Below are 16,101 nucleotides of genomic sequence, written 5' to 3'. Positions count from 1 at the left end.
CCTCACCCCGTTTTCAGTTCGGCACCAAACAGCGGATGGGCGGTCTTCGCCAAGGGATGGCGACGCCAGAACGCCTGCATGGCCAGAAACCGTTCCTTGAGCGCATCATAAGCACTGCGTGCGGGCACGGCAAAGCGATCAAGCAAGAGCTGGTCCATCAATGCCGCCACATCAGGCGTCTCATGCGCCGCCAGGAACGCGTCCCGCACCGCCGCGGCGGGGGCAGAGGCGACCAGCAGCGGCGCCGGGGTGGGCTCCGTGCGCAGGATGATCCGCACCTTTGCCGTCAGCTCCGGCGCATGCCTGGACAGCAGGGCGAAGGCGTAGGAATCGAGGGGGGCAACCTCGGCTTTTCCTTCGATCACCGCGGTCAAAGCGCCCATCGGCGTGAAGCGCGGCTCGATGATCTCGCGATAGAGCGGCGCGCTCGCCGCGTACGACATCAGGGCATGCAGCAAGGCCGCGTAGCCTGACTGGGATTCGGGTGTCGTCAGGGCGAGGCGATGGCCGAACGTATCCTCGATCGTGCCGAACGGGCTGTCGGCGTGAACGACGATGTCACTCCAGTAGCAGGAACGCCCGCCATAGGCGGCGGGCGACGGCACGGGCGCCACGACCGCCTCCGGCTGCGGCGCGGCCAGGCTATACGGCAGGCCGCACATGAAAACGGCCGCCTTGTCGGGCCGGCGCCAGAGCTCGGCGATCGGTGCGGGCGGCGCGTGATCCACGATCTCGATGGCTGCGCCGGTATCCGACAGGAGGGCCGCGAGCAGGCTGCGCCACAGCGCGGCCACCGGCGGCGTGACGGAATACATGCGGGCGTTGGCGATCATGATTTTGGTTAAGTCCTCGCTAGAGTACAGCCACAGGCATTTCCGCGATAACATGGCGGCATTCTGGGCGCCCTACGCCGCCGGGCGTGCCGTGGCAGGGGCAACATGAGCAACGAGCAGCAGTCCATTCGTCCTTTCCTCGAGGCACTCGACCAGAGTGGATCACTCCTGCGCATCGCGAAGCCCGTCGACCCGGCCTTCGAGCTTTCGGCCTTCCTGTCGGCCGCCGACGCCGGCCCGGCGCTCCTGTTCGAGACGGTAAACGGATCATCCCTGCGCGTCGCCGGAAATTTGCTGAGCAGCCGCGCCCGCGTCGCTGCCGCCCTGGGGATCGACGTTGCCGACATCGTGCCGCGCATCCACCAGGCGATCCGCGCCCCGGTGAAGCCCGTGCCGGTCGCGAGCGGCCGCGTCCAGGACGTTGTCGTGGTGAACGATCCGCTCGCCGCGTTGCCCGTGCCCCGCTTCTTCGAACGCGAGGCGCGGCACTACATCACCGCCGGCGTCATCCTGGCGCGCGATCCCGACAGCGGACGCGGCAACGCCTCGTTTGCGCGCTTCGCCGTCCATGACGGGCGTATCGCCATGGTGGGCATCGCGCCGAACCACCATCTGGCGCTCTTTGCCCGACGCGCCGCCGAAGCCGGCAAGGCCCTGCCGATCGCCGTCGCCATCGGCGCGCACCCTGCGATCCAGTTGGCGGCATGCCTCTATCTCGGCGTGGGCGATGACGAGATCGAGTGCGCCGGCAGCCTGCTCGGTGCGCCCGTTCGTATGGTGCCGGCGAAAACCGTCGATCTCCTGGTGCCGGCGGACGCCGAGATCGTCCTCGAAGGCGAGATCGACGCCCGTCAGCCGCTCGAAGAGGGTTTCGTCTCCGAGTACCACGGCATGTACGAGAATTATGGCCCGGGCTTCCGCGCCACCTTCTCCGCGCTCACGCATGCCCGGGACGCCATCTACCAGGCGATCGAGCCCGGCTATCACCGCGAGCACATCTATCTCGGCGCGCTGCCGATCGCGGCTGGTCTGCGCAGCGCGATTGCGGCCGTCGTTCCGAACGTGCGCGACGTGGCGGTCACCGAAGCGGGCGCCGGCCGCACCGACATCGTGGTGCAACTCGCGGCGCCGCGGCCCGGCCAGGCGCGGCGCGCGATGTTTGCCGCTTTCGCCGCCGTCAGCCTCGTGAAGCGCGTCACCGTGGTCGACGCCGACATCGATCCCTGGGATCCGGTGGCGGTCGACTGGGCCCGCGTCAACCGCATGAAGCTCGAGCGGGACCTGCTTCTGGTGCCGCATGCCGGTACCGACCGGTCCGAGGCGATGGAAGACGGCGGGCTGGTAACCAAGGCGGGGTTCGATGCCACCGCCAAGGCCGGCGACCGGATCGAGGGGATCGAGCGGGCACTGCCGCCCCCGGCCCATCGTGATGCCGCCCGGACCTGGCTCATCGACAACGTGCCGGCGGAAAAGCGCGGCTGGCTGAAATAGGCTATGACGATGACCATCACGATGGACCGCTTCGATCTCGGTGTTCACACGCGCAAGATCCGCACGTCATCCGACGCGGCGCAGCGCTGGTTCAATCTCGGCCTGAATTGGTGCTTCGGCTTCAACCAGGAAGAAGGCGTGAAGTGCTTTCACAAGGCCCTGGAATTCGACCCGGACTGCGTGATGGCCCATTGGGGCATCGCCTACGGGTCAGGCCCGTTCTACAACCTCACCTGGCGCGACTACGGCAAGGCCGAGGCCGATCGTTTCACCAGGATCGCCTTCGACCATCTCCAGATCGCCCTCCGACTGAGCGCCTCAAGAACGGAGGACGCCGAACGTCACCTGGTCGAGGCACTGACCCGGCGCTTCCAGGAGCCGCACGGCGTCAGCCCCGAGCAATTCGACAAATGGGATGACGACTATGCCGCCGCGGTGCGCCGCGTGCACCATGCCTTTCCCGATGACCACGACATCATGGCGCTTCTGGTCGAAGCGCTGATCACCCGCACGCCCCGCCGGCTGTGGGACCTCAAGACAGGACTACCCGCTCGCAACGCCGATACGCTGGAGGCGCTCGCCCTCTGCGAGCGCTCGATGGCGATGACCGACAAGACCGGCGAACGGGCGCACCTCGCGATCCTGCACCTGCACATCCATGTTATGGAGATGTCGAGCCATCCCGAGCAGGCGCTGCGATCGGCCGACCTGCTGTCGACGATGGCACCCGACGCGGGACACCTCAATCACATGCCCGCCCACATCTACGCGCAGTGCGGCGACTACGAGAAAGCCAGGATCGTGAGCGAGCACGCGGTCCGCGCCGACGACATGTACGCGGACTACGCGGGATCGCACAATTTCTACGTCACGGCACGGGGCCACGACCTGCACCTGATGATGCACACCTGCATGTTCCTGGGCCAATACGGCCCGGCACTGGCGGCAGCAAACAAGATCCGGGCGATCATGACCGAGGACATCCTCACCATGAAGGATCGCCCGAAGCTCGTGACGACCACCGAAGCCTACTACGCCATGAAGATGCACGTGCTCGTCCGGTTCGGGCGCTGGCGCGAGATCATCGGGGAGCCGCCGCCGGGCGATCCCAAGATCTATCGCATTTCTACTCCCATGCATCACTATGCGCGCGGTATCGCCTACGCGACTCTCCAGGATCCCGAAGCCGCCGACCGCGAACGAACGCTGTTCCGCGACGCCGTCGCCAGGCTGCCGGCAGACCTGAAGTTTCTCAGCAACCTCGCACAGACAACGTTGGCTGTTGCCGGGGCCATGCTGGACGGTGAAGTCGAATACCATCGCGGCAACCACGACGCGGCTTTCGCGCATCTTCGCGACGCCGTGCACCGCGACGACAACCTCAACTACACCGAACCGTGGGCCTGGATGCACCCGCCCCGCCACGCGCTTGCCGCGCTGCTCATGGAACAGGATCACCACGCCGAAGCCGAGAGCATCTATCGCGATGACCTGGGCCTCAGCGGAGGGATCCAACGCTGCGCCCAGCATCCCGACAATGTCTGGGCCCTTCACGGCCTGGTTGAATGCCTGCAGCGCCGTAGCGACACGACGGAGCTTCCGGCGCTGCAGGCGAAGCTTGCCGCGGCTCTGGCCAAGGTCGATGTACCCATCACCTCATCCTGCATGTGCAGAACCAGGGTCTATCAGGCCGATGGGTGCTGTTCTTGAGCTTGAACGCGCCTGGCCGGGCAACGCACGCGTGCCTGTAGCTCAGCCTTCGAGACGCATCGCTTCGCGATGCTCCTCAGGATGAGGCTGCAGGCAGGCGCTCCCGATTTGAACGACTCTACCCGCCGGGATGAAGGCCCGGTGCCTCCTGGCCTGTCCGTGCCACATATTCCGTGTAGCCACCGCCGTACTGATGAACGCCGTCGGGCGTCAGTTCCAGGACCCGATTCGAGAGCGCGGACAGGAAGTGGCGATCATGCGAAACGAACAGCATGGAGCCCTCGAACTCCGACAGGGCCGCGACCAGCATCTCCTTCGTGGCCATGTCCAGATGGTTGGTCGGTTCGTCGAGAACCAGGAAGTTCGGCGGGTCGAACAGCATCTTGGCCATGACCAAACGAGCCCTCTCACCACCAGACAGCACGCGGCAGGGCTTCTCGATATCGTCGCCGGAGAAGCCGAAGCAACCGGCCAGCGAGCGCAGCGCGCCTTGTCCCGCCTGCGGGAACGACCCGTCCAGCGATTCGAAAACCGTGTCGTTGCCGTCCAGCAGATCCATGGAATGCTGGGCGAAATAGCCCATCCTGACGTTGCTGCCGAGGGTCACGGTGCCCTGGTCCGGCTCGGTGGCGCCGGCCACCAGCTTCAGCAGTGTGGATTTCCCCGCGCCGTTGGCACCCAGGACGCACCAGCGCTCCTTGCGACGCATCCGGAAATCGAGCCCGGCATAGATCGGCTGCGTGCCATAGCCCTTGTGAACGTTCTTGAAGCTCGCCACGTCATCACCCGAGCGTGGCGGGGTGCGGAACTCGAACTGGACGGACTGGCGACGCCGCGGCGGTTCCACCCGCTCGATCTTCTCGAGCTTCTTCACCCGGCTCTGGACCTGGGCCGCATGAGACGCACGCGCCTTGAAGCGCTCAATGAACTTCATCTCCTTGGCGAGCATCGCCTGCTGGCGCTCGAATTGCGCCTGGCGCTGCCTCTCGCCCAGCGCACGCTGATGCTCGTAGAAATCGAAGTCGCCCGAGTATGTGGTGAGCGAACCCCCGTCGATCTCCACGACCTTGCCGATGATGCGGTTCATGAACTCACGGTCATGCGACGTCATCAGCAACGCGCCGTCATATTTCTTGAGGAAGTCCTCCAGCCAAATCAGGCTTTCGAGGTCGAGATGGTTGCTCGGCTCGTCCAGCAACATGCCGTCGGGCCGCATCAGCAGGATGCGGGCGAGCGCCACGCGCATCTTCCAGCCGCCGGAGAGCAAGCCGACGTCGCCGTCCATTCGTTCCTGGCTGAAGCTCAAGCCCGCGAGCACCTCGCGCGCCCGGGCATCCAGGGCATAACCGTCCAGCTCCTCGAAGCGCCCCTGCACCTCGCCATAACGCTCGACGATGGCATCCATGTCCCCGGCCTGGTCGGGATCGACCATCGCGGCCTCGAGCCTGGCCATTTCGGCGGCCAGCGCGCTCACCGGCCCGACGCCATCCATCACCGCCGCGACCGCGCTCCGGCCCGACATTTCGCCGACATCCTGGCTGAAATAGCCGATCGTCATGCCCGGATCGACCGTCACCTGGCCATCGTCGGGCTGATCCTCGCCTGCGATCATCCGGAAAAGCGTCGTCTTGCCGGCGCCATTAGGCCCGACAAGTCCCACCTTCTCTCCCTTCTGAATGCCCATCGAAGCGTCGATGAACAGGATCTGATGGCCGTGCTGCTTGCTGATGTTATCGAGACGAATCATGATACCGTCGGAATGCCGTCGACAAGCAGCGCCAAACAACACTGCCTGACGGTGGCCCGGGCAAAAGTGGCAGGAGTCGAGGACGGTCGCTATCCGCCCAAGACGGGGCGCGGAAACTGCCACCCCTTCATGTATCGATCAAGTGCTTCGAACGCCGCGACCCGTCGTACAGCGGGCACTCACAGCGATGGCGACCTGGCCTGCTGTTCGATGGCCCGCTTTCTGATGGGCGTTCTCAGACGACGTTTCTTCCACCAGACGTATATGCCCGTCACCGACATGACGGCGATCAGGATGCCGCTGAGGAAAACGACCAGACGCCCGGGCCAGCCGGCAATGCGGCCGCTGTGCAGGGGGAACTGGAGGCGCGTGAAGAACTGACCGGCCGAGGCATTGTGCAGCGTGTCCGCATTGACCACGGCGCCGTCGGTGTCATCAAAGTACAGAATGGGCCGGCCGAGACCGGACCCGCGGTCGAACTGCGATTGGCGAAACAGCACGCGATAGACGCGCAGACCTGCAAAGTAGGCAACGTGGCTCGGCATGAGATCCGGCGTGCCCAGGCGGGCAGCCTCCGCGCGGGCAAGGGCGGTCACCTGCTCGATCGTCAGCGCGGGGCCCGGCGGCCTGCCCGCCACTGCACGCATCCGGGGCCCATAGACCTCCGGTTCGTAGATGCTCAGCGGCACGTTGGAGAACAGCCGCACCGTGGGCCGAAACACCTCGAAGTTCAGGTTCATGTAGATGCTGCTGACCGCCAGCGCCAGCATCACGATCCACGACCACAGGCCGATAGCCCGATGCAGGTCGAAGTTCAGGCGATAGAAGCCGACATTGTACTTCACCAGCCAGGCCGGCTTCCATTTCACGAAGAAAGGCCGTCCCTGCGGCAGGCTCACGTAGAGCCCGATGAAACAATTCACCGTCCAGACGATCGCCACGATGCCGAGGCTGAGCTTGCCCAGACCGTCGGACGCCAGCAACGTGTAGTGAAACTCCCAGATCTGCGGGATGAGCGCATCGTCGCCTTCGCGTGTGCCCAGAATCTTGCCGCTCACCGGGTCGACGAAGACCTGATCGTATTCGACCTCGTAACGACGGCCCGTGGCGGGATCGGGCCGGGCCGAGACACCGATCTGCGCCGCGTCGCCCGGTTCGACGCGCACGGGCACATTGTTCACGAAGACGCGCGGATCGGATTGGTGAACGCGCGCCACCAGTTCCGACGGCGGGAGCATTGGTCCAGGCGTCGATGCCCGGAACAAGGTCGGATTGAGCCAGGCGTCAAGCTCGTACTGGAAGACCAGGATGCTGCCGCTGAGGCCGGCAGCGATCAGAAAGGCGGCAATGACCAGTCCGGTCCAGCGATGGATCCAGACAAACGCGCGGCGAATGGTCATGATGGCGCGGCCTTTCGCACGGCTACCATCGCACGGTGAGCGTACCCAGGATCGTGCGGCCCTCCGTCCGGTAGCAGCTTCCCGTGCTGCAGATGATGTATTTCTTGTCGAGCAGATTGCTGAAGTTCACGGCCAGCCGCGCGTTCTTCAGCCCCGGGAATGCGGTCCCCAGGTCGTAGTGAACGGTGGCGTCGAGCAGGGTCGTCGCCTCATTCTTGAGCGTGTTCGTCGTGTTCGCGTACGTCTTGCCGACATAGCGCACGCCGGCGCCGAGACCAAACCCGGCAAACGGGCCCTCCGGCTGGGTGTAATCCAGCCATGCCGATGCCAGGTGCCGCGGCGAAAAGAGCGGCCGCTTGCCGCGGTCGGCGCCATTGCTCCTCATGACCTCGACGTCGGCATACGTGTAGGATGCGATGAGGTTCAGGCCCAGACCGAGGCTCGCCACGCCCTCCAGTTCGATGCCGCGCGACCGGATCTCGCCCGTCTGAACGTTGAAGCTGACGTTTGCCGGATCCGGCGTCAGCGCATTGCGCTGCGTCAGGTGAAACAGCGACGCCGTAAAGAAGCTCTTGAACCCCTTGGGCTGGTACTTGACACCGACCTCGTACTGCCGGCCACGGGTGGGCTCGAAGGGCGCACCCGCTGCCGTTGTGCCGGCGGTTGGGTTGAACGACTCCGAGTAGCTTACATATGGCGCGAGTCCGATGTCGGACAGGTACGTCAGGCCGGCACGCCAGCTGAACGCGCTATCCGACTTTGGCGTCCTCGATCGTGTCAGACGGTTCGTCGTATCGGAGTTCGCCCAATCGAAGCGGCCACCGAGGGTCAGCACCCACTGCTCCCCGAGCTTGATCTGATCCTGAGCGTACAGACCGTACTGGCGAATGGACTGCTTGGAGCTGGCGACGATACGCCCTTGGCTGAACGATTGACCGAATGCCGGCGTAATGATGCTGATCGGCGTCGCAGGACCCAGCCGGTTCACCTGCTCCCACTGGATGTTCTGCAGGTCAAATCCGGCCAGGAGGGTGTGGGTCAACCCTCCCGTGGCAAACTTCGCCTGCACCTGGCTGTCGACGACCCACAACGTGAGTTCCTCCCGCCAGTTCCGCGCGTTGCGCTGCAGGAGTCCCCGCGCGAGACTGGTGGTGATCGAACCTTCGGTCTGCCGGAAGTCGATATCGATATGGCCGTAGCGCGCGTTCTGCCTGAACGTGAAAACGTCGTTGAAGCGATGCTCGAACTCGTAGCCAACCGTGACCTGATCCCGCTGGAAGCGGTCCCACTTTGGCTCGCCCAGATATGTGGACTGAAGAATCGATGCGATGTTGGCCGGAACGCCCGTCAGGGTCTGGGTATAGTTGTTGAATGTGAACGTGTTGTCCTTCTGGAAGGTGGCCAGCAACGTCAGGCTGGTGTCGCTGCTGGGGCGCCACGTCAGGGCCGGGGCAAGATAAATGCGATCGTCCGGCAGGCGTGGAAACAACGGGTGATCGCCCTGGCGCGCCAACCCCGTCATCCGGACCAGGAACTGGCCTTCCTTGTCGATCGGACCGCCGAAATCGAATGCGGCCTGGGAGCGGCCGAAAGTGCCGACGCCGGCCTGCACTTCATTGAACCACTCGGTCGTCGGACGCTTGCTGACACGGTTGACGATGCCGCCGGGTTGGGTTTGCCCATATAGTACCGACGACGGCCCTTTCAGAATCTCGATGCGCTCCAGGCCATAGGGCTCAGTACCGAAACCGGCGAAAGTGATTGTCGGCTGCCGCAGGCCGTCCCGATAGTCACCGGTGGCATTGGCAACGAAGCCCCGAATATAGACCTGATCGTACCGCCGGTCGGTGCCGAAGGGCTGCGTGAAGACACCAGGCGTATAGCGCAGGGCTTCGGTGACCGTCTGGACGCCCCGTGCATCCATCTGGTCGCGCGTGACGACCGAGATCGCCTGCGGCGTTTCGATGATGGGCGTGTCCGTTTTCGTACCCGCCGTGCTGCGCGACGCCACGTAGCCCCGCACCGGCCCTTTGCCGGTTTCGCGCTGGTCGCTCACCCTGACCGGATCGAGGAGGTTGTCGCCCGGCAGGCCGACCCCCGGCCGGCTCAGGGCAACCGTGCGATTGTCGGTGAAGCGATAGACGACGCCGGTCCCGGACAGGAGGCTCCGAAGGGCATTTTCGGGCGTCATCGTGCCGGACACGGCCCGGGACTGGAGTCCCCTGTCCATGGCCGCGCTGAACGTGACCTGAAGCCCCGCCTGCTGGCCGAACAGCGTCAGGGCCTCGGCCAGAGGCAACGACGGCAGGTTGAAGGTCCGCATGTCCGCCTGCGCGACCAGGACGCGGCCATCCCCCGCGGCCTGCTCTTGCGAATCCGGCTTCTGCTGCGCCATCGCCGTACCGGCGGCCAGCAACAACAAGGCCGTCGACCAACTTGAAACTGCGAGACCGCGGCATCCCCTGATATCCAATTTGCCCCGATTTGCCCGCCGACGCCGCACCCCCGTCTTCATCCCTGTACTCCCACGACATGGTCCGTCGACCGTGTCCCTCGGCGGCACGGCACAACATTGGCATTTCGCTATAAGACGAAACCGGCGGGAGTTTTTTCAGAGCGAAGCGAGATTTCCTCTCAACGCCCCGATCGATCAGCGAAAGGCATCGCGGCCTGAAAATAAGGTACCGGGATTCGTCTTCTGCCAAGGGCAGAGCGGTCATGCCAGCGGCCGTCGTCGGGTGGCGACCCATGCATGGCGCAGTGTCGCGCATCAAGCACCCGCATCACGGTGGAGGAGAATGGCCATGCCAGATCAGCCGACTTCGGCGGTCGACTCGACTTTCTTCTCCTACTGCATCGCGGGCGGCCCTCGAATCGAAATTCGCCGTGACGGTCATACGTTTGTCGTGCGCCAGGGCGGCGACCCGTTGCTGCGGATCAGCGTCCGGCCGGAACCGACAACCGCCGCGCTGACGGCCGACATCGTCGATGGCCCGAAGCCCCCGGCGCTGCGCGCGATCCTCGCCGGGCTCGAGGCGATCACCGCCGCACATCCCGACGCTCACGCCGTGCGGTTGGTCGGCCCTCGGTGGTCGCCTTACGTGGCCGACCTGATCGACCAGGGCATCGCCATCGCCGACCAGCAGCCGGGGCTGGTCGTCCTGCCGGATCTCCTGTGGCAATCAAGAACGCTGTGGCTTCCCGACGCTCCTTCCGTACCCTATCCATTGGTCTACACGCTGACCGCCGGCAAGCGCCATCCCCGCCGCAGGCCAAAACCGGAAGGCGAGGTCTACGCACGTTTCATCCCGTGGCTGAAGCAGACCATATCCTTCCGTGCGGCAACCGTGGAACGTGACCTGCCCCTCGTCCATCGCTGGATGAACGATCCGCGTGTCGCTGCCTTCTGGAAGGAAGACGGCGATCTGGAGAAGCATCGCCGCTACCTCGGCGACCTTCTGGCCGACCCGCACATGCTGCCCCTGATCGCCAGCTTCGACGATGTCCCCTTCGGCTACTTCGAGATCTACTGGGCCAAGGAAAATCGCCTGGCCCCCTTCTATGACGCCGACGACTATGACCGAGGCTGGCACGTCGTGATCGGCGAGGACGCCTATCGCGGCCGCGACTGGATCACCGCCTGGCTGCCGTCGTTGATGCACTACCTGTTTCTCGACGACTGCCGCACGCAGCGCATCGTTGGCGAGCCGCAATCGGATCACCACCAGCAAATTCGCAACCTGGAGAAAGCAGGGTTTGCGAAGATCAAGAACTTCGACTTCCCGCACAAGCGCGCCCTGCTGGTCATGCTGCTGCGGGAACGCTTCTTCGGCGACCGTCTCTGGGTTCCCTCGCTCGAGACGCCGACAGCGCGCCCGGTCGATCGCGTCGAACCTTTGGCCAATGGTCAAATTCCCGTCGCGACAGCCGCCAGCCCGGTTCTCTAGCGGTGGACGCATCACCGGTCGACAGCGCCGTGCCTGCCTCCGACACGATTCACGACGTCATCGGTGTCGGCTTCGGGCCATCCAATCTCGCCCTTGCGATCGCGCTCGAAGAGATCGTCGTTCGCTCCGGCAGCCCGTGCGACTTTCGCTTTATCGAGAAACAGAATGCCTTCAGTTGGCATGGCGGCATGCTGTTGCCGGACAGCCGCATGCAGGTGTCCTTCCTCAAGGATCTGGTGTCGCTACGCGACCCGACCAGTCCCTTCAGTTTCGTCAACTATCTCCACAAACAGGGACGGTTGATCGACTTCATCAACCAGAAGACCTTTTTTCCCAGCCGCCTCGAGTTCAATGCCTACCTTCGATGGGCTGCGGCCGCGTTCGACCATCGCTGCTGTTATGGAGAAGAGGTCCTCGCCGTACGTCCTGTCGAGGCCAATGGCAGCGTCACGCACCTGTGTGTGGTCTCGCGCACCGTCGATGGTGCCGAACGGCAGCGCCAGGCGCGCCATCTCGTGGTCGCGACCGGTGGCTCACCGCATGTGCCCGACGTGTTTCAGCCCCGGCGCGGCGATGCCCGCGTCTTTCATTCGGCAGCCTACCTGCACGCGCTGGGACGACTGGACCTGGGTGCACGCGCTCCGTCCCGCATCGCGGTCGTGGGTGGCGGACAGAGCGCGGCCGAGATCTTCCTCGATCTTCACGAGCGCTTTTCGACGACGTCGGTCGACATGATCATCCGCAAGCACGCCCTGCGTCCGGCCGACGACAGCCCGCTGGCCAACCAGATATTCGATCCACAGTTCACGGATCTGGTGTTCCATCGATCCGAGGCGCAGCGCCGTGACATGCTGCGCGAGTTCAGCAACACCAACTACTCCGTTGCCGATCCCGATCTCATCCGCCGGATCGCCGCCATCCTCTACCAGCAGAAAATCCTCGGCGCGGCACGGCACGCGCTGCTGCCCACGCGCGAGGTTCTCGGCACGGAGGCGAACGCCTCTGGTGTCACGCTCGTGCTCCAGGACACCGTGTCGGGCCTGGTGGACCATCGCACCTACGACGCGGTCATTCTCGCGACCGGATACAGCCGTGACATCGACGACCGCCTCGTCGCGGGGTTGCGGGATCAATTTTCCACCCTGGTCGTCGACCGGCACTACGGCATACAGACGCCGGCGAACTTCCAGCCGTCGATCTTCCTTCAGGGCTTCTGCGAGACGACACATGGTCTCAGCGACACCCTGCTCTCGGTACTGGTGCCGCGCGCCGAGGAAATCGCCCGGGCCGTGATGCGCTCGCTCCCATCCCCAGGCCGCATGACCACATCGCGCGCCACCGCGCCGACCGCAGGCGTTCTCGTGAGCGCCGCCGAATGACCATCGGCGGAGCTAGAGATCCGTGATCCCCGCCTTATCCCGGCTGTCGTTCCTCCTTGCCGGCCCCTATGCCTTCTACCGTGACGTCCTGACGCTGGCGGATGATCCTCGGCCCGCCTTGCCGGGACGCGAGCTTATCCGACCGGAAACCCTCGACACGCTGATGCGCCGGTTTCGACCGAAGGACGCGAACAACGACCGCCGGGCCGTCGCATCGCTATGGTCCAAGGAGTATTTCCTGCGCCTGGTGCCGCCCGTGGCCGCCGCCAATCTCCTGCTCAGCTGGCACCTGCCGATCGGACTTGATGAATTCTCCGTCATCATCGGTCCCGATGGCCTGCCGCAGGCGTTCAAGCTGCCCGATGGAGGCACGGCGATGGCATCAACGTGCGTCGATCCCTTCGCGCGCTTTGATGCACTGCTGGAAAAGAACATGGCCGTTCTCATCGACGCACTCGCAGCGCATGTCCGGATCTCGCCGCGCGTGCTCTGGTGCAATGGCGGCGACTACTTCGACCGGTTGATGGTTGCGCTGCGGCAATCGGGGCTGGTTCCGCAGGCACTGACGGCCGCCGGCCAGTCGATTCTGACCGAGCCGCGACGGACCGACGGACGCAGCAACCCCATGTACCAGCCGATCCGATATGAACGCGTGCTGAAAGCCGATGGCACCGCCGATGTCGTGCGCCAGCCGCGCGTGTGCTGCATCCGCTACCTTCTGCCCGGCGTGCCCTATTGCGGCAACTGTCCGCACCTCACGGCGGTTGCCCGTCGTATCCCGTCGCCGGTCAGCTGACGGGTTCGACCGCCGGCCGCGCCGTCGCCGGCCTGTCATTCCTGGTCTCGCTGACAACCCGCCCAGCCTGAAGCCTGAGACACCGGTCGGCAACATGGAAGTAGCGATCGTCATGGGAGATGACGACCAGCGTCTTGCCTTGCCGTTTCAGTTCGGGGAGCAGTTCGGTATAGAAGATGCGGCGGAAAGTCGGATCCTGCTCGGCGGCCCATTCGTCGAAGACCAGTACCGGTCGGCCCTCGAGATATACCTGCACCAGGGCGAGCCGCTTGCGCTGACCGGCCGATAGGTCGGTCGTCGAGAATGCACCGTCACGGATCGTAACCTTGTGTTCCAAATCAAGACGCCTGAGATAGCGACCGGCTTCCTCCGGCAGAACGCCGTCCGGCAGGACCAGATCGTCGAACAGGTAGTAATCGAAGAAGACGGCTGAAAAAAGCTGCCGGTACGCGTCCATCCCCGTGTCGTCGACGGGCCGGCCGTCGAGGACAACCTGCCCTTCGCTGGGGCTATAGAGGCCCATGAGCAGTTTGATCAACGTGGTCTTGCCGCAACCGTTCTCGCCGACGATGAACAGGATCTCGCCGCGGTGGATGGTCAGGTTGACGGGACCCAGCGTAAAGGGCGCCTGGCCATCGGCGACAGGAAAGCGGTAGCCCGCACCGCGCAATTCGATCGTCTCGATGGCCTGGTCGGGCGCCGTCCGAGCCTGGGCCGCTGCCAAGGCCGGATCGCGCCACGCCAGTTCGCTCGACAGCACCGATACCTTGCGGAACGCAACCTGGGCCCGGCCGATGATGGGCAACGCACCGACAATCTCCTGGATCGGCCCGCGCATGTACAACAGCACCAGCACGAAGCCACTGACGACCGAGGCATCCTGTGTCGGCTGGAAGCTGTGCATCAGCAGGAGCAGGCCGATCACCAGGAAGTAGAGCAGCGAACCGAAGGCGTTGGCGCTGACGAAGATGTTGGCGCCGCGGATCCGGAAATCGCGGATGCGATCGATGGTGCTCGTCAGGTGATGGCCGAAGAGGCGTTCGCGCCGGGGCCGGCTGATGCGCAGTTCCTTGGCTCCTTCCGTGAGCGCACGATAGTGCCTCTGGAGATCATCACCCGCCTCGCGGGCCACGCCGAAGAACGCCACGCCTTTGCGTCGCGCCAGATTGAAGACGGCGACCCCCACAACGATCGCGATCAGCGTCACGGCGCACATCAGCGGCGACAGAAAAAACATGTAGCCAATGCAGCCCAGCAGGACGGCAGTCGCGATCGACAGACTCGAGACGATGAACGCGAACGTGCTGATGGCGTCGACGTCCTGGTTCAGCGTCGCCAACAGCTTGTGCGCCTTGAGCTGTTCCAGCTGTGCCAGCGGCGCCGACAGCACGCGGGCGCAGAGATCCTTGCGCAGCGCCGCGACGACTCGCTGGCCGGAGATATTGATGCCGGTGTCCGAGATGATTTCGCCGATCAACACCAGGACGCACAGACCGGCGAAGCCCAGCAACAATCCGCGCGCCGCGCCATGCTCGGCATGCAGGGCATCGTTCGTCGTCGCGAGCAGGGCTGCGGTCGCGAAACCGCTGAGCGTACCCATGAGAGCCGCGAACGACATCAGGGACCAGAACGGACGCAGGATCTTGAGGAACTCAATGAATGGGCTGGCGGGGCGCTGGGTCATGTCGTTTCCGCGTAAGTGAGGTCGGACGATGCCGCGCGCGGCGTTGCCGCCGCGAACAGCAGGCGGCGCAGGTCGTCGGCGAGAGCCGGATGGCGGATGATGTCTTCATGCGTTGCATCGATGCGCCGCACCACGCGGGCAACGCCTGACGTGAAACGGCCCCAATCGAGATCCTGGTTGGATCGTTGCGACGTGCGGGTTGCCCACCACACGGTCAGGTCCGTGTGCACGTGCGGCAGCGAATGCGCATGCGAGAGGCGATCATAGTAATCGATGACGTCCAGGATGGCCGCCACCTCGGTCTTGTCGCGCGCGTCGAGCTGGTCGGCGCCTTGCCCATTGATGCCGGGAGGCAGGAGATGGGCGATGGCATCCACCCGTTCGGTGGTGCTCGACGCACTGGTGCCATCCACCGGCCCGTCGTTTCGAGCTGTGTCGGCCGGCGTGTCGACAAGGCCGATAAAGGCGACCGCCTGGCCTTCACCTTCCAGGATATGCGCGATTTCGACCGCGACCCAGCCGCCCGACGACCATCCGAGGAGATGGTACGGCCCTTCCGGCTGGACCTGGCGGATGCGGCGCGTGTAGTCGAGCGCCATGGCCCGGAAGGTCGGCACCCGCCAGTCCGGCTCCTGATAGAGTGGCGACTGGATGCCATAGAGCGTCACGGCACCGTCGAGACTGCCGGCGAGCCGCTGATATTCGACGGCGAAGCCGTATCCCGGATGGATGCAGAACAATGTTTTCGGCAGTCCCGTCCGATTGAGCGGCAGGATGTTCGATGGCAGACGGCCGGCGTCGACCTCGAGATATGTCGCGAGCGCAGCGATCGTACGCTGGGTGAACAGCGCCTCGAGCGTAAAGGACGCGAGGCCCTGCTGCCGGGCGGCCGCAGCCACGCGGAGCGCCCTCAGTGAATCGCCGCCGATGTCGAAGAAGTCGTCCGTGACGCCGACGTCGTCGCGCTTCAGCACCGTGCGCCAGATCGACACCAGCCGCGCCTCGACCTCGCCGCGCGGACCGACACGCTCCGCTCCCGTTCCTGCCTCCGGTTCCGGCAGCGCTCGCCGGTCCACCTTCCCGTTCACCTGCACCGGCAAGGCCGGCAGAACCA

Annotated in this window: 11 protein-coding genes; 5 read left to right on the top strand and 6 right to left on the bottom strand. The window is 64.8% G+C overall.

Annotation, left to right across the window (positions count from 1 at the left end; all coding sequences use genetic code 11):
• Window positions 1-2 precede the first annotated feature (2 nt).
• Window positions 3-833, bottom strand: coding sequence for a phosphate/phosphite/phosphonate ABC transporter substrate-binding protein (locus tag FQU96_RS09675; protein WP_178130417.1), 831 nt, complete (start codon window positions 831-833; stop codon window positions 3-5).
• Window positions 834-938: 105 nt separating this feature from the next.
• Here FQU96_RS09675 and FQU96_RS09670 point away from each other — a divergent pair, with 105 nt between their 5' ends.
• Complete coding sequence (locus FQU96_RS09670; protein ID WP_146540700.1) at window positions 939-2,324, top strand: UbiD family decarboxylase; 1,386 nt, start codon at window positions 939-941, stop codon at window positions 2,322-2,324.
• A gap of 9 nt (window positions 2,325-2,333) precedes the next feature.
• Entirely contained in the window at window positions 2,334-4,034 is a 1,701-nt protein-coding gene (locus FQU96_RS09665; protein WP_370461359.1) for a tetratricopeptide repeat protein, read from the top strand.
• A gap of 118 nt (window positions 4,035-4,152) precedes the next feature.
• Here FQU96_RS09665 and FQU96_RS09660 read toward each other — a convergent pair whose 3' ends face one another.
• The 3 genes from FQU96_RS09660 to FQU96_RS09650 all read right to left on the bottom strand — a co-directional run bounded on the left by FQU96_RS09660 (window position 4,153) and on the right by FQU96_RS09650 (window position 9,603).
• On the bottom strand, window positions 4,153-5,781 hold the full coding sequence (locus tag FQU96_RS09660) for an ABC-F family ATP-binding cassette domain-containing protein (protein WP_146540699.1): 1,629 nt from the start codon (window positions 5,779-5,781) through the stop codon (window positions 4,153-4,155).
• A 179-nt stretch (window positions 5,782-5,960) separates the two neighbouring features.
• Window positions 5,961-7,181 carry a PepSY domain-containing protein gene (locus tag FQU96_RS09655; protein WP_146540698.1) on the bottom strand — a complete coding sequence of 407 codons (1,221 nt, stop codon included), beginning with the start codon at window positions 7,179-7,181 and terminating at the stop codon, window positions 5,961-5,963.
• Between the two features lie 22 nt (window positions 7,182-7,203).
• Complete coding sequence (locus tag FQU96_RS09650; protein ID WP_178130416.1) at window positions 7,204-9,603, bottom strand: TonB-dependent siderophore receptor; 2,400 nt, start codon at window positions 9,601-9,603, stop codon at window positions 7,204-7,206.
• Between the two features lie 124 nt (window positions 9,604-9,727).
• Between FQU96_RS09650 and FQU96_RS09645 the strand changes: the two genes are divergently transcribed.
• Genes FQU96_RS09645 through fhuF form a run of 3 tightly spaced genes read left to right on the top strand, consistent with a single transcriptional unit; the run spans window position 9,728 to window position 13,303 of the window.
• The gene (locus FQU96_RS09645; protein WP_255467935.1) at window positions 9,728-11,128 is read left to right on the top strand and encodes a GNAT family N-acetyltransferase; all 1,401 of its coding nucleotides are present in this window, start codon (window positions 9,728-9,730) and stop codon (window positions 11,126-11,128) included.
• A gap of 29 nt (window positions 11,129-11,157) precedes the next feature.
• Window positions 11,158-12,507 (top strand): lysine N(6)-hydroxylase/L-ornithine N(5)-oxygenase family protein, encoded by a 1,350-nt coding sequence (locus FQU96_RS09640; protein WP_146540696.1) that lies wholly within the window; start codon window positions 11,158-11,160, stop codon window positions 12,505-12,507.
• 22 nt (window positions 12,508-12,529) lie between these two features.
• Window positions 12,530-13,303, top strand: coding sequence for a siderophore-iron reductase FhuF (gene fhuF, locus FQU96_RS09635; RefSeq protein ID WP_146540695.1), 774 nt, complete (start codon window positions 12,530-12,532; stop codon window positions 13,301-13,303).
• Here fhuF and FQU96_RS09630 read toward each other — a convergent pair.
• Together FQU96_RS09630 and FQU96_RS09625 are read right to left on the bottom strand one after the other, a co-directional pair.
• Entirely contained in the window at window positions 13,296-14,987 is a 1,692-nt protein-coding gene (locus FQU96_RS09630; protein ID WP_146540694.1) for a cyclic peptide export ABC transporter, read from the bottom strand. The two genes, fhuF and FQU96_RS09630, sit on opposite strands and share 8 nt — an antisense overlap.
• A partial coding sequence (locus tag FQU96_RS09625; protein ID WP_255467934.1) for a thioesterase domain-containing protein occupies window positions 14,984-16,101 on the bottom strand: 1,118 nt, incomplete at its 5' end. The genes FQU96_RS09625 and FQU96_RS09630, both read right to left, overlap by 4 nt.

The organism is Reyranella sp. CPCC 100927 (genome assembly GCF_007859315.1).
Lineage (GTDB): Bacteria > Pseudomonadota > Alphaproteobacteria > Reyranellales > Reyranellaceae > Vineibacter.
This window is presented reverse-complemented; position numbering and strand designations above follow the sequence as displayed.